Source organism: Xanthomonas sp. NCPPB 2632 (genome assembly GCF_041228075.2).
Taxonomy (GTDB): Bacteria; Pseudomonadota; Gammaproteobacteria; order Xanthomonadales; family Rhodanobacteraceae; genus Luteibacter.
In genome coordinates, this window is record NZ_CM192979.1 from 3,419,304 (window position 1) to 3,438,299 (window position 18,996).

The 18,996-nt window shown below is 66.8% G+C and carries 17 protein-coding genes and 4 tRNA genes; 4 read left to right on the forward strand and 17 right to left on the reverse strand.

The annotated features are described in order from the left end of the window. The first annotated feature begins 62 nt into the window (after positions 1-62). Positions 63-3,722, forward strand: coding sequence for a ribonuclease E (gene rne / locus AB8808_RS14550; protein ID WP_369930375.1), 3,660 nt, complete (start codon positions 63-65; stop codon positions 3,720-3,722). Positions 3,723-3,829: 107 nt separating this feature from the next. Here the strand turns inward: rne and AB8808_RS14555 are convergent, their stop codons facing one another. Then, positions 3,830-4,483 carry a response regulator gene (locus AB8808_RS14555; protein WP_036140617.1) on the reverse strand — a complete coding sequence of 218 codons (654 nt, stop codon included), beginning with the start codon at positions 4,481-4,483 and terminating at the stop codon, positions 3,830-3,832. Between the two features lie 398 nt (positions 4,484-4,881). Between AB8808_RS14555 and AB8808_RS14560 the strand changes: the two genes are divergently transcribed. Then, on the forward strand, positions 4,882-5,028 hold the full coding sequence (locus tag AB8808_RS14560; RefSeq protein WP_369930376.1) for a hypothetical protein: 147 nt from the start codon (positions 4,882-4,884) through the stop codon (positions 5,026-5,028). Between the two features lie 6 nt (positions 5,029-5,034). Here AB8808_RS14560 and AB8808_RS14565 read toward each other — a convergent pair whose 3' ends face one another. Continuing rightward, the gene (locus tag AB8808_RS14565; protein ID WP_369930377.1) at positions 5,035-5,241 is read right to left on the reverse strand and encodes a hypothetical protein; all 207 of its coding nucleotides are present in this window, start codon (positions 5,239-5,241) and stop codon (positions 5,035-5,037) included. 96 nt (positions 5,242-5,337) lie between these two features. Continuing rightward, the gene (locus tag AB8808_RS14570; RefSeq protein WP_369930378.1) at positions 5,338-6,009 is read right to left on the reverse strand and encodes a TetR/AcrR family transcriptional regulator; all 672 of its coding nucleotides are present in this window, start codon (positions 6,007-6,009) and stop codon (positions 5,338-5,340) included. A gap of 129 nt (positions 6,010-6,138) precedes the next feature. On the opposite strand from AB8808_RS14570, the gene AB8808_RS14575 reads away from it, so the two are divergent. Together AB8808_RS14575 and AB8808_RS14580 are read left to right on the forward strand one after the other, a co-directional pair. Further along, complete coding sequence (locus AB8808_RS14575; protein WP_369930379.1) at positions 6,139-7,707, forward strand: MDR family MFS transporter; 1,569 nt, start codon at positions 6,139-6,141, stop codon at positions 7,705-7,707. An 85-nt stretch (positions 7,708-7,792) separates the two neighbouring features. Next, positions 7,793-8,140, forward strand: a complete 348-nt coding sequence (locus AB8808_RS14580) for a hypothetical protein (RefSeq protein ID WP_369930380.1) — start codon at positions 7,793-7,795, stop codon at positions 8,138-8,140. A 1,035-nt stretch (positions 8,141-9,175) separates the two neighbouring features. Here AB8808_RS14580 and AB8808_RS14585 read toward each other — a convergent pair. From AB8808_RS14585 to pheA, 14 genes are all read right to left on the reverse strand, one after another. Then, positions 9,176-9,251: transfer RNA gene (locus AB8808_RS14585), tRNA-Gly, on the reverse strand. 55 nt (positions 9,252-9,306) lie between these two features. Then, entirely contained in the window at positions 9,307-9,516 is a 210-nt protein-coding gene (locus AB8808_RS14590; protein ID WP_369930381.1) for a hypothetical protein, read from the reverse strand. Positions 9,517-9,575: 59 nt separating this feature from the next. Continuing rightward, positions 9,576-9,839 carry a hypothetical protein gene (locus AB8808_RS14595; protein WP_285402093.1) on the reverse strand — a complete coding sequence of 88 codons (264 nt, stop codon included), beginning with the start codon at positions 9,837-9,839 and terminating at the stop codon, positions 9,576-9,578. 101 nt (positions 9,840-9,940) lie between these two features. After that, positions 9,941-10,492, reverse strand: a complete 552-nt coding sequence (gene yjjX / locus AB8808_RS14600) for an inosine/xanthosine triphosphatase (protein WP_369930382.1) — start codon at positions 10,490-10,492, stop codon at positions 9,941-9,943. Positions 10,493-10,658: 166 nt separating this feature from the next. Next, positions 10,659-11,252, reverse strand: coding sequence for a hypothetical protein (locus tag AB8808_RS14605; RefSeq protein WP_369930383.1), 594 nt, complete (start codon positions 11,250-11,252; stop codon positions 10,659-10,661). A gap of 223 nt (positions 11,253-11,475) precedes the next feature. Then, positions 11,476-11,562: transfer RNA gene (locus AB8808_RS14610), tRNA-Leu, on the reverse strand. 48 nt (positions 11,563-11,610) lie between these two features. Beyond that, positions 11,611-11,684, reverse strand: a tRNA-Cys gene (locus tag AB8808_RS14615). A 78-nt stretch (positions 11,685-11,762) separates the two neighbouring features. Next, positions 11,763-11,838, reverse strand: a tRNA-Gly gene (locus AB8808_RS14620). Between the two features lie 38 nt (positions 11,839-11,876). Beyond that, entirely contained in the window at positions 11,877-12,491 is a 615-nt protein-coding gene (gene pgsA, locus AB8808_RS14625) for a CDP-diacylglycerol--glycerol-3-phosphate 3-phosphatidyltransferase (protein ID WP_369930384.1), read from the reverse strand. A 49-nt stretch (positions 12,492-12,540) separates the two neighbouring features. Beyond that, entirely contained in the window at positions 12,541-14,364 is a 1,824-nt protein-coding gene (uvrC, locus tag AB8808_RS14630; RefSeq protein WP_369930385.1) for an excinuclease ABC subunit UvrC, read from the reverse strand. Between the two features lie 210 nt (positions 14,365-14,574). Further along, entirely contained in the window at positions 14,575-15,369 is a 795-nt protein-coding gene (gene kdsB / locus AB8808_RS14635) for a 3-deoxy-manno-octulosonate cytidylyltransferase (protein ID WP_369930386.1), read from the reverse strand. 37 nt (positions 15,370-15,406) lie between these two features. Further along, positions 15,407-16,723: a 3-phosphoshikimate 1-carboxyvinyltransferase gene (gene aroA, locus AB8808_RS14640; protein ID WP_369930387.1), complete on the reverse strand. Its 1,317-nt coding sequence runs from the start codon at positions 16,721-16,723 to the stop codon at positions 15,407-15,409. Beyond that, positions 16,720-17,832, reverse strand: a complete 1,113-nt coding sequence (gene hisC, locus AB8808_RS14645; RefSeq protein WP_369930388.1) for a histidinol-phosphate transaminase — start codon at positions 17,830-17,832, stop codon at positions 16,720-16,722. Before hisC ends, aroA begins: the two co-directional genes overlap by 4 nt. Next, entirely contained in the window at positions 17,829-18,929 is a 1,101-nt protein-coding gene (gene pheA, locus AB8808_RS14650; RefSeq protein ID WP_285402077.1) for a prephenate dehydratase, read from the reverse strand. Before pheA ends, hisC begins: the two co-directional genes overlap by 4 nt. Positions 18,930-18,996 lie beyond the last annotated feature (67 nt).

Below are 18,996 nucleotides of genomic sequence, written 5' to 3' on the forward strand. Positions count from 1 at the left end.
CAGGCCGCCACATGGGCGCCACCGCGGCCCGCGGCCGCGCGGCAAGGCCGAGGAAATTACAAATGAAGCGTATGCTTATCAACGCGACTCAGCGCGAAGAGTTGCGTGTGGCCATCGTCGATGGTCAGAACCTCTACGATCTCGATATCGAAATCCCGTCCCGCGAGCAGAAAAAGGCCAATATCTACAAAGGCCGCATCACTCGCGTCGAGCCCTCGCTCGAAGCCTGCTTCGTCGACTACGGCGCCGAGCGCCACGGGTTCCTTCCCCTGAAGGAAATCTCCCGCGAATATTTCAATCCCAACGCGGAAGGCAAGTCGAACATCCGCGATCTCCTCAAGGAAGGCCAGGAGATCATCGTCCAGGTCGAGAAGGAAGAACGTGGCAACAAGGGCGCCGCCCTGACCACCTTCATCAGCCTCGCCGGCCGATACATGGTGCTGATGCCCAACAATCCCCGTGCCGGCGGCGTCTCGCGCCGCATCGAGGGTGAAGACCGCCAGGCCCTCAAGGAGGCCATGGAGCACCTGCAGGTGCCCGACGACATGGGCCTCATCGTGCGCACCGCCGGCATGGGCCGCGACGCCGAGGAACTCCAGTGGGACCTGGACTACCTGCTCCAGCTGTGGAAGTTGATCTCCGGCGCGTCGCAATCGCAAAAAGCCCCGTTCCTGATCTACCAGGAATCCAAGCTGTTCATCCGCGCCCTGCGCGATTACCTGCGCAACGATATCGGCGAAATCCTGATCGACGAGGAGTCGCTGTACAACGACGCCCGCGACTTCGTCCAGCAGGTGATGCCGAACAACCTGCGCAAGCTCAAGCTCTACCAGGATCCGACCCCGCTGTTCTCGCGGTACCAGATCGAAAGCCAGATCGACAGCATCTTCGAGCGTAATGTGCGCCTGCCCTCGGGCGGCTCCATCGTCATCGACCAGACCGAAGCCCTGACCGCCATCGACATCAACTCGTCGAAGGCCACCAAGGGCAGCGACATCGAAGAGACGGCGTTCAACACCAACCTCGAGGCCGCGACCGAGATCGCCCGCCAGCTGCGCATCCGCGACGCCGGCGGCCTGATAGTCATCGACTTCATCGACATGGACAGCCCGCGCCACCAGCGCGAGGTGGAAGAGCGCCTGAAGGACGCCCTCAAGGCAGACCGCGCCCGCGTCCAGATCGGTCGCATCTCGCGCTTCGGCCTGCTGGAGATGTCCCGCCAGCGCCTGCGCCCCAGCCTGGGCGAAGCCACCCAGATCGTTTGCCCGCGCTGCGAGGGCCACGGCCACATCCGCAGCGTGGAATCGCTGGCGCTGTCCACCCTGCGCCTGATCGAAGAACACGCCATGAAGGAAAACACCGGGCAGGTCCTGGTGCAGGCACCGTCCTCGGTGGCCAACTTCATGCTCAACGAGAAGCGCGCCAGCGTCGTCGAGATCGAGCTGCGCCACAACGTGCACGTGGTGGTAGTGGCCGACGAGAAGCTGGAAACCCCGCATCTCGAGATCACCCGCATCCGCGAAGTGGACATGGGCGAGCACAGCAAGCCCAGCTACGAGCGCACCACCCCGGTGGTGGCCCAGGCCCTGCCCAAGATGGGCCAGGCGCTGGGCAGCGGCGAGCAGCCGCTGGTCACGGGCGTCGTGCCGTCGTCGCCCGCCCCGGTTCGCGAGGAAATCGCCGAGCCGGTGGCCGTCGCCGTTGCGGCGCCGGTTCCCCGCGCCGCCGCACCGGTCGCGCCTGCCGCCCCCGCGGGTGGCTTCTTCTCGCGCCTGTTCGGCAGCCTGTTCGGCGGCAACGCCGGCACGCAGCCCGCCCCCACGGCGCAGCCCGGCCCGGCGTCCCGCCGTGACGAGGCCCGCCCCGCTGGCCGCAACGAACGCAACGAACGCGGTGATCGCAACGAGCGTGGCAACCGCCGCGACCGTGACGACCGTCGTGGCAACGAAGGCCGTGGCCGCGGTGGCGAACCGCGCCAGGCGCAGGGTCCGCGCAAGGACCGTGATGGCCTGCCCGCGCAGGGCAAGACGCAGCAGCCGCGTAACGGCAACAAGCCGGCACAGGGTCGTAACGACGCCGCGCCGCGCCAGGGCGACGAAAAGGCAACGCGCCAGAAGGATCCTGCACAGCAGGGTCGCCAGGGTGGCCGTACCGAGACCTCGCCCTCGGGTGAGACCACCGGCCGTCGTGAGCGTCAGCCGCGCGGCGAGCGTCAGCCGCAGGGTGAGCGCATCGAGAAGGCCGCCAACGTCAACATCGCGCCGGACGTCGCTGCCGCCGCCCCGCGCAACCCGGCCGAGAAGCCAGTCACCGCGCCGGTGGTCAACGACGACGAAAAGCTGATCCTCGACGCCGAGGCACTGGGCGTCGATGCCGTCGCCACGGGCGAGGTCGACAGCGAAGCGCCTTCCACCGATGGCGGCAAGGATACCGAGGGTGGCCAGCGCCGCCGTCGCGGTCGTCGCGGTGGCCGTCGCCGTCGTCGCCAGGAAGACGGCGGTGCCGTCGGCTCGGCCGATGGTGCCAACGGTGCCGACGACCTCGACGACGACGAGGTTGAGGGTGAGGATGAAGCACCGGTCGGTACGGGCCGTTCCAGCGCCAGCGTGCCGCCCATGCTCGACACCGCTGCCGCGGCCGAGAACGCTTTCGCCGTGGAAGCCCCGCGCCACGAAGCCACCCGTCCCGCCCCGGCCGCTTCGGTCCCGGCGCCGGCGGCCGTCCAGGGCGACGCCTCGGACGACGAAAACGTGCCGTCGGCGCTCACCCTGAGCTCGCTGCCCAAGCTGCCGCCGATTCCGGGCCAGCCCACGGCATCGGCGCCCGCCCCGGCTCCGTCACACCCGATCGATAGCGCCACTCCGGCGGACTCCGCCCCGGTCCGCACGACCGAGCGTCGGCAGACCGAATCGGATGCACCGCTGAGCACGCCGCCGCCGGCTTCGCATGCCGCCCATGTCCCGGCAGCAAGCGACGTACCGGCACCGGCAACCGAGACGATTCAGCCCGCCGCCTCCCCGGCCAGCCAGCCCTCGGTGCTCGATGCACCGGCGCGTGGGATGCTGTCGACCGAAGGCGACACCGACGACGCCGCGATCGAACGGAAGCCCGAGCGCAAGCCCCGGCCAGCCGCTGCCGTGACTCCGGCTCCGGCGGCGCCCGCGGTCGAGACGGCACCTCGTGCCGAGCCGGTTCGCCAGGCCGACGCGCCCGTGGCTCACGCTCCGGCACCGGCGGAGGCACCGGCCCAGGCCCAGGCCCCGGCTCCCGCTGCGGTCCAGGCACCGGCTCCGGCCCCGGTTCAGGCTCCGGCCCCGGTGCAAGCACCCGCCCCGGTAAAGGCACCCGCTCCCGCGGAAGCCCCGGCGCCTGCGGCACCGGCACCGGCACCCGTGGAGTCCCCGGCACCTGCCCCGACTCCGCGTGCTCCGGCCCCGGCTCCCACGCCGGTGCCGACCGCCGTCGCCCCGGCCCCGGCAGCTGCGGACCATGTGCCAGCACCGCCGGTCGATGCCCCGGCACCGCCCGCGGTGGTCACGCCCAAGTCGCCCGAGGCGTCCAACGTCTCGCCGGTGTCCCACGAACCGGTGGCTCCGTCGCAGCCGGCCTCACCGGCACCGGCCCAGGGCGACTTGCTGACGCGTCCGCGCCAGGAAACCTCGTCCGACAAGCCCTCGTCCGACAAGCCCTCGTCCGACGAGAAGCCGCACGGCGACGCGTAACGCCCGGGGGAGGCGAAAGCCTCCCTCTCCACCATAAAAAACGCCGGGCTAAGCCCGGCGTTTTTTATGGTCCCATCGGTGGATAGCGGCGCTGAACGCCAGCCTTGTCAGGTGCCGACCTGGTGGTTATGGGTATCGAGCAGGCCATGCACCGTCATGAGATGGGCAAGACCGACGACATGCTCGACGTGCAGCTTCTCCATCAGGCGCTGTTTGTAGGTCGAAACCGTCTTGGGACTGAGGTTGAGGCGTTCGCCGATGGAGGTGAGCGGCATGCCGCGGACCAGCATCATCGAGACTTCCATCTCGCGCGTGGACAAGGTGTCGAACGGCGAGTCGGAGCCATCCAGCGTGGCCAACGCCAGTTGCTGCGCCACGGTGGGGGCGAGGTAACGCCGGCCTGACGCCACCTGCCGCACGGCCGCGAGCAACTCGTCGGCGGTGCAGGCCTTGGTCAGGTAACCGAGTGCGCCGGCGTCGAGCAGGCGCTTGGGGAACCGTGCGTCGTCCACCACCGTGAGAATCACGACATTGGTACGCAATTTGGCGCGAATGACGCGCTCGGTAAGCTCGACGCCGCTCATGCCCGGCATGTGGACGTCGACCAGTGCGATGTCCGGTGAATGCGAGCGGATAAGCCGCAGGCCCTCCTCCGCCGAACCGGCCTCCCCCCGAATACGGACGTCGGCCTGCTGCTGCAGGATCATCCGGAAACCGGTCCTGACCAGCTCGTGGTCGTCGACCAAAACAACATTAATCATTCTTTGCCCTCCCTGGGCCGACTGTACTTCTGTGCGCGAGGAATGACCTGCACGCTGCCTGCGAATGCATACAATGCCAGATGTGCAGGCGAGACAACCAGCGTGCCGGTATGATCATCGAATGCCCGCAGGGCCTGTAGCGGTAATCTCCCCGCGTCGTGAGGCGACGCGACCCGATCGTCACGTAGGCCGCGTCCGCGTTGGTATGTAGGGGTTCGCCTACTCCCCATCTCGCCGCCACATGTCCTGCGCCACCGGAGCGTAATTCGCCGATCGTTACAGCCTGACGGTGGTGAACGCCTCAGCCGAATCGGCCTTCACGACATCGCACTCACGAAGTGACCACACCATCGTCAGCGGCGACACGCCAAGGTGAATCTTTACCCGAGGAGACGACCATGGCTAATGAGAAAAATCGCCCGCCGCAGCATCCCGGCCAGAACGACGCCCCGCCGCAGAAGCGGGGCCCGACCGAGCAACCGAAGACCGACTCGTCCGGCGATCCGTTGGACGGCACCGGCGAAGACAACAAGCAGCAGGACTGATTACGGTCAGTACGACGCGTCGGCGTGGCTCACGAGGGCCATGTCGGCGCGTTGTCGTTGTGCGGCACGTTGTGCGGCGCGCTTGCGCAGCAGGATGATGCCGGCAAGGATCAGGATGGCCGGACCCCATTTTCCGCCGGTGGCCTTGGCCAGCAGTTTTCCAGCGGCCAATGCGCCGATGGTGTTGACGTGAGAGCCCGTCGTATTAGCCATGATCCGATCCCCGAGTGGATAGTGCGCGCCAGAGCGGCAAGAGTCGCCGGGGCCGCATGGCAATCACGTGAAGCCGGGGGATAGGACGTATTTACGTCAGCCGGCGTGGTCGCTGGGGGCCCGGATGCCGTGCATCAGCAGGGCCAGCGCGTGCCGCATGATCACCTCTGCGTCGATGTGTCCACGCAAGGCATCGCCCTTCCATTTCCGGCTGGCAGTGACCGGCAGCACAGTCAGGCTGAGCACCGTGCCCATCAAAAGGGCGGGGTCGAGGTCCTGGGCAATACGCCCCTCCTCCTGCCACCGGCGGATGGTGCCGACGACCGCCAGCTGGCGCGAGTCGCCCAGCCGCTTGCGCATGTGCTGCTTGAACAGGTCGCTGTCGTTGAGCATCTCGCCGAAGAAGACCGGTCCCACCCACGGTGAATCGCCCGCGATCTCGACGAAGCGGCGCACCAGGCTCGCGAAGGCCGCCACCGGATCGTCGGCGTGCTCCAGGAAGATGCCTTCGAGGCGTTTCTGCATCGGCGCGATGCGCTCGTCGAACAACATGTCGAACAGTTGCTCGCGTGTCTTGAAGTAGTAGTGCACCGCGGCGGATGTCATGCCCGCGGCCCGGGCGATGCCCGCCAGCGTGGTTTCGGCGTAGCCCTTCCGGGCGATCAGTTCCAGGGCGATATCGGCCAGGCGCTGGCGCTGGTCGGGGCCGTCCGGCTGGACGGGTGGCCGACCGGGGCGACGGCCGCGGCGGGGGACAGAAGTAACCAAGGATGCTCCGACATGGTCGAAAGGCGCTCGACACCACGACTTCAATACCACGGCAGCGTGTCGGATTGACCGGACGCCGTGTCGCACCTATATTAACTTACCCATTAATTAAATTCACGGGATACCCTTGTGACCGCTTCCCCCGTGCCGGATTCGGCGCCCTCGCCGACCGCCACCCCCTCCCTGCGCGTGCTGTTCCCTGCGCTGATGCTGGTGATGTTGCTGGCCGCGCTCGACCAGACCATCGTCTCCACCGCGCTGCCGACGATCGTGACGGAACTGGGCGGTTTCAGCCAGTTGTCGTGGGTCGTGACCGCCTACCTGCTCAGTTCCACCGTCGTGGTGCCGCTATACGGCAAGTTCGGCGATCTGTTCGGCCGCAAGGTGGTGCTGCAGACCGCGATCGCCCTCTTCCTCCTCGGATCCGTCCTGTGCGGCCTGGCCCAGGACATGACCCAGCTGATCGCCATGCGCGCGCTGCAGGGACTGGGCGGCGGCGGCCTGCTTGTGATCGTCATGGCCTCGATCGGCGACGTGATCCCGCCAGCCGACCGTGGCAAGTACCAGGGCCTGTTCGGTGGTGTGTACGGCCTGGCGACCGTTCTCGGCCCGCTGGTCGGCGGCTTCATGGTCGACCATCTGTCATGGCGCTGGATCTTCTACGTCAACCTGCCGCTGGGACTGGTCGCCATCGGCGTCATCGCCGCGGCGTTCCATCCCCATGTGCGCCACGTGAAGCACACCATCGACTACTGGGGAGCCGCGTGGCTGACACTCGCGCTGAGCTGCCTGATCCTATTCACCACCGAGGGCGGCACGATGCTGCCGTGGTCGTCCGGGGAACTGTGGTTCATCCTGGCTTTCGCCATCATTGGCGTGATCGGCTTCGTCTACGAGGAATCGGTAGCCAGCGAGCCGATCATCCCGCTGGGACTGTTCCGGCACCGCACCTTCCTGCTCAGCTGCATCATCGGCCTGTTCGTCGGCGCGGCGCTGTTCGGCTCGACCACCTTCATGCCGTTGTACCTGCAGGTGGTCAAGGGCGTGTCTCCCACGGCAGCCGGCATGCAGCTGCTACCACTGATGGGTGGCCTGCTGGTCAGCTCGATCGTCAGCGGCCGCCTGATAAGCCGCATGGGGCGCTACCGGGTCTTCCCCATCGTCGGCACGTTCCTCGCGACCGTGGCGCTGACGCTGCTGGGTACGCTGCACAACGACAGCCTCATCCCGCTCATGTACGCCTACGCCGGGCTGCTCGGCGTGGGACTGGGCATGATCCTGCAGGTGCTGGTTCTCGCCACGCAGAACAGCGTCGACATGAAATACATGGGCGTGGCCACCTCCGGCGTGACGTTGTTCCGCTCGATCGGCGGCTCGGTGGGCGTGTCGGTGTTCGGTGCCGTATTCAGCAACGGCCTGCAGTCGCGCATGGCCGACCTGCTGCCTGCCGGCTCGCCGGCGCGGTCGCTTCGCCCCGATGCCGTGAACGCCCTGCCCCCCGATATCCATGCTTCCTACCTGGAGGCGTTCGGTGCTTCCCTGCATACGGTGTACGACGTCGGCGCCTGCGTGATGGCGGTGGCGTTCGTCGTCGCCTGGTGGATGAAGGACGCGCCGCTGCGCCGCGCACCTGTCGCACCCGTTACCGCGGGCAAGCCGGTCACGTCCGGGGAGCGCCTCGTCGAGGAGGGCCCATGAATCGCGGATACATGGGCGCATCCTCCGGCATCAAGCTTTGCCGACCTCGGCCGTTACCGGTGGCGACCCTCCGGCTGGACATCACGTGAAACGCTACCGCGTACTCGGCCTCATCCTGCTCCCCCTGCTCCTCGCTGGTTGCGCGGGCGACGACCTCCACCTGGCGGGCAAGGGTGCAGACCCTGCCGATATCGCCCTGCGGGGCAAGCTGGGCACGGTCACCTGGCACTGGGGGACGAAGTCGTTCACCGAGGCGGTCACCGCCAACAAGCGCACGACCGTCCGCGGGGATGCCGGGGTGTCCGGCACGCTCGACATCACGCTGGCTGGCGGAAAGCATGTCTTCCTGGTCGGCGAGCACAGCACGTTCGCCTGTCGGCATGGGTGTGCGGAGCTGCACATGCCGGCGCTTTGGGTTGTGGCTGATCCTTGAGGTTGGTGTCTTTTGGGAGGGCTCGCCTTCGGCATCGCGCTTAGCCTTGAAGCCTTCGGGCGTTGGAGCAAGAGCCGGCGGGTGCCACCCTCGTGGCCACGCCTGCGGCGACCCGAAAAGGAAAGGCCGCTGACGCGGCCGTTGTCTTATTGCCCTTCGGGCAGCGGGTCGGGCTTCGAACGGGGATTTTTGATTCGCCATCCATGGCTCAGCAAAAATGGCCGGCCGTCCTGGCCGGCCCCCTTCGGGCCTTTTCCGTTCGAATCCCTCGCCTACGGCTACCGGCCACGAGGGTGGCACCCGCCGGCTCTTTCGACGACTGAGGTGGCTTGGGGTCGAGCACAGAGCGGGGGTTCGCTTCGTTGCTGGGAACGCTCGCTGGGCTGTTGCGTGCGGCATCAACCGCCTTAGGTGTGTTGAGGGTTCGCGCACACGCGTGCGCTCCTACACAGCCGGCAGATCACGCGTTTCACAACCTGCCCTACCAGGCGTAGGAGCGCACGATGTGCGCGAACAGCCAACAAAGCGGCGACGCCGTACCTTCGCGTCTACTCACCCACCACCACGCGCTGCTCGCCCCACACCCCACCCCAGTTTGAGGAAGAGCCGGCGGGTAGCCCCCTCGGGGCCGGTAGCCGCAGGCGAGGGCTTCGAACGGAAAAAGCCCGAAGGGGGCCGGCCAGGACGGCCGCCGTTTCCGCTGAGACAGGAGGTCGAATCGGAAACCTCCGTTCGAAGCCCGACCCGGGCCCGAAGGGCAATAGACAAACGGCCGCGGGTAGGAGCGCACGATGTGCGCGAATCAAAGACACGGCCGCGCTAGCGGCTTTCCACGACGGGTCGCCGCAGGCGTGGCGCCGAGGGGGATACCCGCCGGCTCTTGCTCCAAGGCTCCAAGGCTCCAAGGCTCCAAGGCCACAGGACCACAGGACCACAGGACCACAAAGCCAAGCACGAAGCCAAACCTAGGCCTCCTTCGCGCTCTGAGCAGAAAACAAAAAAAAAGCCCCGGTATTAACCGGGGCTTCGAAAATCTGGAGCGGGAAACGAGACTCGAACTCGCGACCCCGACCTTGGCAAGGTCGTGCTCTACCAACTGAGCTATTCCCGCATCAAGCCGGCAATTCTAGGCAAGCCTTGCCCGCATTGCAAGCCCTCGACGCGCTTCAGTGATCGTCTTCCACCTGCCCGAGCTCGGCGTCGTCGCAGGCCACATCCGCTGCGCTCGCATCGCCGGGATAGGCGAGCTGCACTGCCTCGTCTTCAGGGTCGCGGTAACGCCGCGGATCGACGATCACCGGGCTCCGCATCTCCCGACGGTGCGCCTTGAGTTCGCCGATGAGGCGCTGGTTGATCGTTTCGTACTCGGTCGTCATGGCGAAACATCTCCGGACAGGTCGAACTGGATCAACAGGCACTCACGAACAGGGGACTCTCATGACACTCGAACGGCCATCCACGATCCCGAGATCTTTTCCTGAAGCACCTCGACAGGGCGGCCGTGACCGCGCAACGTGCGGGCGCGTGTCACCGCGAACTCGATCGCCGCACCTTCCGAGTCGAACGACTCCTTGGCCGATCCCGGAAGCAGGACCCACCATGCACGGTGATTGATCGATGGATAGAAGACGTAGACGCGCAGTGGCTTGACGTGTTCGGTCGCGGCGGCGGTCACCGTGGCCTGGGTAGATCCGAGCATGGCGCACCTCCCTAATACCCACGTTTCGCACAGGCGGCGTTACGGGGGTGTGACCTGTCGCCGAACCGACATACGGGTGTCCTCGCTCACGGGACGACTCGCTAAGCCAAACCGTACAGATCGGGATTCAGGAACGGCGCCATCGCCAGCAACAAGGCCTGCGTGTAGACGCCCTCGCGAGTGGCATGACCTCGCGTGACGAGGGCTATGGCGCCTCCCTGCTGCTTGACGTTGACCGTGCCGAACAGGTGGTCCATCACGTCGCCCAACTCTTCGCCTTCGAGCAGGGCCTCGTAGGCAATCGGTGGAACGGGTAGCCAGGCACTGCGACCTACGGATAGGCGGTCGCCCCTAGCGATGGCCACGTAACCGACTGATCCCGGACCGTCCTCACCCATCTCGATCCCACTTTCCAGCGCAACATGGAAGTCGGCCTCACCACCGTGTTGCTGGCAGTACTGCATGCGCTGGATGGCGCCCTGCCGCGTCTCCGTCGCGGTCATCGGCTGATCGGCGACGCCAGACGGCGCATGCATGCCCTCACAGGCGAGGACATGCTCGGGAAAGAGCGCCGTGAGCGCGTTGCGTACCGCGCCGATCTTGACGGGATTGCGCGAGCCGATAATGACCTTGAGCGCTGTCTGGTGTGTCATGAGGTGGGCCTGTGTTCGTTACTCGTGGTGCCGGAGCGGGGCACACCGGACCTGGTCCGGATGACCTGCGCCGCGTTCGGGTAAGTCGACAGGGTAATGCAAAGGACAAACTGAGGCAGTCCAGCCCACCAGGGCCAGTTCGGCGTCGCAGACACGACGAACCGAATCAGCCGGGCGAGAAACGCCAGCGAATCGTGGTGGTCGGAACGTTCGACGTTCTTGTCTCGTTGCCAAGGTCGAAGCAGAAATAGAAATTCTGCGACTTGGTCATCATCAAGGTTCGCACGTTGTAGGTGATGTCGTATGCATCGACGCCGTACTGGCCAACAACGCTGGACATGGCCGGCACGGGCACTGTAGCCGACTGGCCGATCAGGGTCGTGATCGTCTGGGTGAAGCTCGCACTGACGTTGGCGGTAAGCCACTTGAAGAATGACACCGACAGACTCGAGCTCACGGTGGACGTGAACGATTCCGACTTCGATGAGGTAAACGTCGCGGTTATCGGGTCGGGCAAGGCGTTCTGGCTCACCAACGTCTGGCTGACATTAAAGGTGGGATTCGCGGACAGCAATTCATAGGAGTAAATGTATTTGTTGCCCTGTCCCCACGGATCGTTGGAAGCGTATTGCCAGGTCGCACCCGGCGGGATGTCTTTGCAATTGATCGCTGCAGCATGCGCATGGCTGCTGAAAGCACCCATGACGATCGCGACGCATGCGCCCATAGCGGCCTTCCGGCCATTCGTTTCGACAATCATGGTTATCCCCACCGAGTGTGTCGGAGCACCGAGCGAAACCTCGTGCCTTGCCGACCGACCCCTCTTATAGCTTTGAAACGAGGCAGGCGCTGTCGTTTATTGGGCGCCAATTCGGTGTGACGTGCCGGTCTTCGGCACGTCTGAGAAGTCGTGAATTTTAGGGAGAATTTTACGGGTGAGGTGCAATGCGGGTTCAGCGGATCGCGGAACCCTTTGGTACAGATGGTGCCCGGAGTCGGACTCGAACCGACATACCCTCGCGGATGAGGGATTTTAAGTCCCTTGCGTCTACCGATTTCGCCATCCGGGCTTACAAGAAAAAAGGCGCACCGCGTGAGCGGAGCGCCTTGGAATGCGATGGAGGCCGAGGTCGGAATCGAACCGGCGTACGCGGATTTGCAGTCCGCTGCATGACCACTCTGCCACCCGGCCATCGCTGGCGCAGCGCGAAGAGTATCGCGTGGCGCCTAAAAAACAAAACCCCGGGTGACCGAGGTTTCGTGAAAACTTTGGAGCGGGAAACGAGACTCGAACTCGCGACCCCGACCTTGGCAAGGTCGTGCTCTACCAACTGAGCTATTCCCGCGTCGTTGTCCGGCTATTCTAGATCACGACGCCCATGTGTCAACCACCTTGCAGCGGTTTTTTTTCACTTTTATGGATCGCCTCGGCGTCGCCGCGCAAGGCCGGCCAGGCGGCACGCAGGTAGTCCAGCCCGGACCAGATCGTCAGGATGCCGGCGATGACCAGCAAGGCCTCGCCGATGTGGTACAGGCGCAGCGTCTCCGCGTCGTGCTGCAGAAGCAGGACCACGAGGGCCACCATCTGCATCGTGGTCTTCAGCTTGCCGAGGAAGGCGACCTTGACCCGCGAGCGCGCGCCGATCTCGGCCATCCATTCGCGCAGTGCGGAAACGCTGATTTCCCGGCCGACGATGACGGCGGCCGTGACCGCCAGCAATATCCCCTGCCATCCGCCCGGGTGCGACTGCACCAGCAGGAACAACGTGACGGCGACCATCAGCTTGTCCGCCACCGGGTCCAGGAATGCCCCGAACGCCGAGGTCAGGTTCATGCGCCGGGCCAGGTAGCCATCCAGCCAGTCGGTGAAGGCGGCCAGCACGAAGACCAGTGCCGCCGTCAGGCTGGCGCCGCGGAACGGCAGGTAGAAGACGACGACCATGACCGGCAGCAGGAGCACGCGGAACAGGGTGAGCCAGGTGGGGAGGTTGATGCGCATAGGTCAGCCAGTACGGGAGGAATCGGTGCGAGCCGACACCTCCGTTCGATCAGGGATGCAGCATGGCATAGATGCGCTCCGCGAGCCCGCGATCAATGCCCTTCACGCTCATCAATTCCTCGACGCCGGCCGCTTCCACCCCGGCCAGTCCGCCGAAGGCCTTCAACAGGGCCGCGCGTCGGCGCGCGCCCACGCCGGCCACGTCCTCCAGCGTACTGCGTTCGCGGGCCGCTTCACGACGGCGGCGATGGCCACTGATCGCAAAACGGTGCGCTTCGTCACGGACCGCGGCCACGAGGTGCAGGGCCGGCGACGAGGTGCCGGGGTGCAAGGTCCGGCCGCTGTCGGCGAGCACGAGGGTTTCCTCGCCGGCGCGGCGGCCGGGGCCCTTGGCCACGCCGACCACCCGGATGCCCTCGACGCCGAGCTCGCGCAGGACATCCACCGCCTGCCCCACCTGGCCCGTGCCGCCGTCGATCAGGAGGATGTCCGGCCGCACGCCGCCTTCCACGACCTTCTTGAAGCGCCGCGTCAGTGCCTGGTGCATGGCGGCGTAATCGTCGCCCGGGGTGATCCCGGCGATGTTGAAGCGCCGATAGTGCGACTTTTCCGGCCCCTCGGGACCGAACACCACGCAGGAGGCCACTGTCGCCTCGCCCATGGTGTGGCTGATGTCGAAGCACTCGAGGCGCCGCGGCATGTCGGTCAGTTCGAGCACCTTCTGCAAGTCGTCGAATCGCGCCAGCAGCGTGTGCCGGCTGGCCAGGCGCGAGGTCAGCGCCGCACCCGCGTTGCGCTGGGCCATTTCCAGGAAGCGGGCGCGCTCGCCGCGCACGCTGGGCTTGAGCGACACCGTGTGCCCGGCATGCTCCGACAGCACGCCGGCCAGCACCTCGATGTCTTCCACGTCGTCGCTGAGCACCAGCTCGCGCGGCACCTGGCGCTCGAGGTAGTACTGGGCGATGAACTGCGCGAGCACGTCGGGGATCGACGCATCCGTACCCAGCCGCGGGAAGAAGTCGCGCGAGCCCAGGCTGACGCCGTTGCGGAAGAACAGCACGCTGACGCAGGCCATGCCCCCCTCCATGCTGCACGCGATGACGTCCATGTCGGCGCTCGCGCCCTGCACGAAATGCTGGGCCTGGAGCCGGCGCAGGGCCGCCACCTGGTCGCGCAGGGTGGCGGCGCGTTCGAAGTGCAACGCCTGGCTGGCGGTGTCCATCGCCACGGCCAGCTCGTCGATCACGGCGCTGCTGCGCCCTTCCAGGAACATCTCGGCGTGACGCACGTCGTTACGGTAGTCCGGCACGTCGATCAGGCGCACGCAGGGGGCGCTGCAACGGCCGATCTGGTGCTGGAGGCAGGGCCGCGAGCGGTTCCGGAAATAGCTGTCCTCGCACTGGCGCACCTTGAACAGCTTCTGCATCAGGCCCAGGCTCTCGCGGACGGCGAAGGTGCTGGGATAGGGGCCGAAGTAGCGGCCCGTCGCGGTCTTGGCGCCCCGATGGAAGCCCAGCCGCGGGTACTCGTCGGCGCTGGACAGGTAGATGTAGGGGTAACTCTTGTCGTCGCGCAGCACGATGTTGTAGCGCGGCTTCAGCGACTTGATCAGCTGCGATTCGAGCAGCAGCGCCTCACCCGCGGTACGGGTCAGGGTCACTTCCGCCCGCGCGATCTGCGACACCATCGAGGCGATGCGCGGGTCCATCGGCGGCTTCAGGAAATAATTGCTAACGCGCTTCTTGAGGTTGGCGGCCTTGCCGACGTACAGCAGTTCGTCCTCCGCGTCGAAATAGCGGTAGACGCCGGGCGAGGTGGTCAGGTGGCGGACAAAGGTCTTGCCGTCGAAGGGGTGCGACTCGGTGTGCTCCATGCCCCCATTTTACCGCGTGGGCGTACGCCGGGCGCGAAAACGCCGGCATGGGATGAATCATGCCGGCGCCGGACCTTCCGTGGGAGTGTCGCCGTCCTTAGGGGGAGAGCTTGGCGACAGGGATAGGTTACGTCGTCGCCCTACGCGACGCGCCCGGCGGAGGCCGGAGATGAATGTAGGCGAGAGCAGGCTACCCGTGTAGGAAATCCCCTAGGACTCACGAACCCCGACCTGGGTCGCCACCCAGAGCTCGGCCCGTTCCAGATCCTCGGCCGTGTCGATCCCGGGCGGGAACGGCTCCGGCGTGGGCTGGACCGAAATGGCGTGGCCGTTCTCCAGGGCGCGCAGCTGTTCCAGCGACTCCAGTTGCTCCAGCGGGGTGCGCGGCAGGGCCGCCAGCCGGCGCAGGAAGCCGGCCCGATACGCGTAGATGCCGATGTGGCGCAGGAACGGCAGGCCGGGTGGCAGCACGCCCCGGTCCCGGGCGAAATCGTCCCGGGCCCAGGGCGCAGGCGCGCGGGTAAAATACAGCGCGCGACCGTTCTGGCTGCGCACCACCTTGACGATGTTGGGGTCGAAGAATTCGTCGGCATGCACGATGGGCGTCGCCAGGGTGGCCATGGGCGCGTCGTCCCCCGCCAGCGTGGCCACCACCGCACGGATGCCGGCGGCGGGGGCGAAGGGCTCGTCACCCTGCAGGTTCACCACGATGGTGTCGTCGGGCCAACCGAAGTGAGCCACGGTCTCGGCGATGCGGTCGCTGCCCGAGGCGTGGTCCGTCCGGGTCATGCAGACCAGCAGGTCGCCGCAACCGCGCAACTCCGTCGCCACGCGGTCGTCGTCCGTGGCGACCACCACCTGCGCGGCGCCGGCCTGCCCTGCCCTTGCCGCCACCCGCCGGATCATCGATTCGCCGGCGATCTTCAGCAGCGGCTTGCCCGGCAGTCGGGTGGAGCCGAACCGCGCCGGGACGACGACGACGAACGGGGGGAGCTTGTCTGCCATGGGGGCATCCGGTCGGGGAAGGCGACCAGCGTAGCGCCTACGCGGACGCCACGGAATCCGTCAGGTCGAAACCCAGCCCGTTGGCCAGCGCCATGAAGCCGGGGAACGAGGTGGCGACGTTGGCGCAGTCGCCGATGACGATCGGTGCGCTGGCGACCAGGCCTGCAACGGCGAAGCTCATGGCGATGCGGTGATCGCCGTGGCTGTCGATATGCCCGCCACCGATGCTGCCGCCACGGATCATCGCGCCATCCGGCAGTTCGTCGATCAACACGCCACAGGCCTTCAACCCGTTGGCCATGCTGGTGATGCGATCCGACTCCTTCACCCGCAACTCCGCCGCGCCGCGGATCGTGGTCATGCCCTCGGCCACGGCCGCGGCGACGAACAAAGCGGGAAACTCGTCGATCATGTCGGGGACGATATCCAGCGGCAGGGCCACACCATGCAGCGGCGCATAGGTGATCACGAGGTCGCCGATGTCCTCACCGCCACTGCTGCGCTCGTTTTCCACGGCGATATCCGCGCCCATGAGCTCGAGTGCGGCCAACAGTCCGGTGCGGCGCGGATTGAGGCCCACGCCCTTGATGCGCACGTGGGAACCGGGCACCACGCAGGCTGCGACGATGAAGAAGGCCGCCGACGAGAAATCCGCCGGCACGTCCACGTCCACCGCGGTGAGACGATGGCCACCTTCCAGCTTCGCCTTGCCCGGCGAATACTCGATCGGCCAGCCGAAAGCCTTGAGCATGCTTTCAGTGTAGTCGCGGGTGGGATGCGGCTCGATCACCTCGGTGCTGCCCTCGGCGTACAGGCCGGCCAGCAGCAGCGCCGACTTGATCTGCGCACTTGCGACGGGCGGCTGGTAGCGGATGCCCTTCAGCCGGGCGCCGCCGTGGATGCGCAACGGCGGCTTGCCGTCAACGCTGTCGATCGAGGCACCCATCAGCGCCAGCGGATCGGTGACACGACGCATCGGTCGCTGCGACAGCGAGGCGTCGCCGACCAGCGTGCTGTCGAACGCCTGCCCGGCCAGCAGTCCGGCGAGCAAGCGCATGCCGGTGCCCGCGTTGCCGCAGTCCAGGTCGTCCGTGCTGCCGCGCAGGCCATGCAGACCCACGCCATGCACCACGCGCTCGCCCGGGGCCGGCGTGTCGAAACGCACGCCCAGCGTGCCCAGGATCGCCGCGGTGGCGCGGGTGTCCTCGCCTTCGAGGAAACCGCGGATGTGGGTGACGCCCTCGGCCAGCGCGCCGAACATCAGCGCGCGATGGGATACGGATTTATCGCCCGGTACCGCGATCTCGCCGCGCAGGGGGCGACCCGCGCGGCTTTGCCAGTCCATGCGGCTCATGGCAGGTTCTCCAGTAGACGGTGAAGTTCGGCACGGCTGCCGATGCTGATGCGGACCGTATGGGGCAGCCGGTAGCCGCCCATGGGCCGCACGATCACGCCGCGCTCGAACAGATGGGCCTCGACGGGCGCGGCGTCGCGCCCCAGGTCGACCAGCAGGAAGTTGGTCTGCGACGGCAGCACGCGCATGCCGCGCGCGGTCAGCGCATCGGCCAGCCACGCGCGGTCGCCCGCGTTGACCTCGCGCACGCGATCACGATGGGCGCGATCCGCGAGCGCGGCCTCCGCGGCGGCCAGGGCCACGGCGTTGACGTTGAACGATTCGCGCAGCCGCTCGCACACCGCCGCCACCGACGGATGGCTGGCCATGTAGCCGATACGCAGCCCGGCCAGGCCGTGCGCCTTGGAAAAGGTGCGGGTCACGACGAGGTTGGGGAAGCGGTCCATCAGGGCGACGGCGGTTGCGGGACCGGCGGCGTCCACGTACTCGTGGTACGCCTCGTCCACCACTACCAGGGTGGCCGGCGGAACGCGCTCGAGGAGCGCGGCGAGCGCGGCGGCCGTGAACCAGGTGCCGGTCGGATTGTTCGGGTTGGCGAGGTAGACCAGCCGCGTCGTCGGGGTCACCGCGTGCGCGATCGCCTCCAGGTCGTGCCCGTAAGGCGCCTGGGGATGGTCGGCCGACAAGGCGGGCACGGCGATGCCATGCGCACCGGCCGCCGCGGCGGCGATGGGAAACACCGCGAAACCGTACTGCGAGAACACCACCGGATGCTCGGCGTCGGCGAAGCACTGCGCCAGCAACATCAGCAGTTCGTGCGAACCGTTGCCGAGCGTGATGCCTGCCGGTGCGATGTCCAACTCGGTCGAGAGGCAGGCCTTGAGCGCCGTGCCGGTCGGGTCGGGGTAGCGCCACATGTCCTGCAGCACCCGTGTGGCCGCCTGCATGGCCATTGGGCTGGGGCCGAGCGGATTCTCGTTCGAGCCCAGTTCGGCGATGGCCGCGCCGAAACGTCGACGCAGCGCGGGCAGGTCGTGGCCTGGATCGTACGCGCGCAGCGCGGCCGTCGCCCGGTTCGCGAGCGCGGCCGCGTCGAACCCGACGGTCACGGCAAGGCGACCGGATAGGAACCGAGCACGCGCACGTCGGCGGCGGCCGGCTTCATCTCGTCGAGGGCGGCTTTCATCGCGTCGTCGTCGACATGGCCCGACACGTCGATGAAGAACGCGTACTGCCACTTGCCCGTGTGTGCCGGGCGCGACTCGATACGGTTCATGCTGATGCCGTGCTGCGCCAGCGGGCTGAGCACGTCGTACAGCGCGCCGGGCTTGTCGCGCACGGACACCAGCAGCGACGTGCGATCGTTGCCCGAGGGCGGGAAGATCGAGCGACCGATGACGAGGAACCGCGTGGTGTTGTCCGAGCGGTCTTCGATCGGGCCGGCGATGGTCTTCAGGCCGTACACGCGGCCGGCCGTCTCGCCGGCGATGGCGGCGGATTCCGGTGACAGCTTGGCCGTTCGCGCGGCCTCGGCGTTGCTGGAAACGGGAATGCGCTCGGCGTTGGGCAGGTTCACGCGCAGCCAGCCCTGGCATTGCTGCAACGACTGCGGGTGCGAGTAGACGCGCTTGATCTCTTTCAGCTCGCCGTTGAGCGAGAGCAGGTTCTGGTGGACGCGCAGTTCCACCTCGCCACAGATGGTGGCCTTGGAGACGAGGAACATGTCCAGCGTCATCTGGATCATGCCCTGCCCGGAATTTTCCACCGGCACGACGCCGAAATCGGCATTGCCCGCGGCCACTTCCTGAAAGACCTCCTCGATGCTGCCCAGCGGCAGGCCATACGCGGCATGACCGAAGTGCTTGCGCACGGCCTGCTCGCTGAAGGTGCCCTCGGGGCCGAGGAAGCCGATCTTCAGCGGCTGCTGCTGCGACAGGCACGACGACATGATCTCGCGGAACAGCCGCACCAGCTCGCCGTTGGGCAGCGGGCCGTCGTTGCGGTCGATGACACCGCGCAGCACCTGGGCCTCGCGCTCGGGTCGGTAATACTCCACCGCCGCCTTCAACGGGCCCTTGGCCCGGCCGACCTGCTGTGCCCAACGGGCGCGCTCGCTGATGAGCGACTGCAGTTGCTGGTCGATGCTGTCGATGCGCGTACGCGCTTCGATCAGCGTGGCTTGCTTATCGGTGGGGGTCTTGCTCATGGACTTCCAGGCGGCTAAGTGGTTGCAAATGAAACGGTTATCACCGCACTACGCATGCTGCAATGCG

What these genes read in the sequence shown, in the direction of transcription:
- pheA (WP_285402077.1), bottom strand. Translation starts at nt 18,929, where the DNA reads ATGAGCAAGACCCCCACCGATAAGCAAGCCACGCTGATCGAAGCGCGT.
- AB8808_RS14590 (WP_369930381.1), bottom strand. Translation starts at nt 9,516, where the DNA reads ATGACGACCGAGTACGAAACGATCAACCAGCGCCTCATCGGCGAACTC.
- uvrC (WP_369930385.1), bottom strand. Translation starts at nt 14,364, where the DNA reads ATGGAGCACACCGAGTCGCACCCCTTCGACGGCAAGACCTTTGTCCGC.
- yjjX (WP_369930382.1), bottom strand. Translation starts at nt 10,492, where the DNA reads ATGACACACCAGACAGCGCTCAAGGTCATTATCGGCTCGCGCAATCCC.
- rne (WP_369930375.1), top strand. Translation starts at nt 63, where the DNA reads ATGAAGCGTATGCTTATCAACGCGACTCAGCGCGAAGAGTTGCGTGTG.
- AB8808_RS14595 (WP_285402093.1), bottom strand. Translation starts at nt 9,839, where the DNA reads ATGCTCGGATCTACCCAGGCCACGGTGACCGCCGCCGCGACCGAACAC.
- AB8808_RS14555 (WP_036140617.1), bottom strand. Translation starts at nt 4,483, where the DNA reads ATGATTAATGTTGTTTTGGTCGACGACCACGAGCTGGTCAGGACCGGT.
- aroA (WP_369930387.1), bottom strand. Translation starts at nt 16,723, where the DNA reads ATGAGCCGCATGGACTGGCAAAGCCGCGCGGGTCGCCCCCTGCGCGGC.
- AB8808_RS14560 (WP_369930376.1), top strand. Translation starts at nt 4,882, where the DNA reads ATGGCTAATGAGAAAAATCGCCCGCCGCAGCATCCCGGCCAGAACGAC.
- kdsB (WP_369930386.1), bottom strand. Translation starts at nt 15,369, where the DNA reads ATGGCAGACAAGCTCCCCCCGTTCGTCGTCGTCGTCCCGGCGCGGTTC.
- AB8808_RS14565 (WP_369930377.1), bottom strand. Translation starts at nt 5,241, where the DNA reads ATGGCTAATACGACGGGCTCTCACGTCAACACCATCGGCGCATTGGCC.
- AB8808_RS14605 (WP_369930383.1), bottom strand. Translation starts at nt 11,252, where the DNA reads ATGATTGTCGAAACGAATGGCCGGAAGGCCGCTATGGGCGCATGCGTC.
- pgsA (WP_369930384.1), bottom strand. Translation starts at nt 12,491, where the DNA reads ATGCGCATCAACCTCCCCACCTGGCTCACCCTGTTCCGCGTGCTCCTG.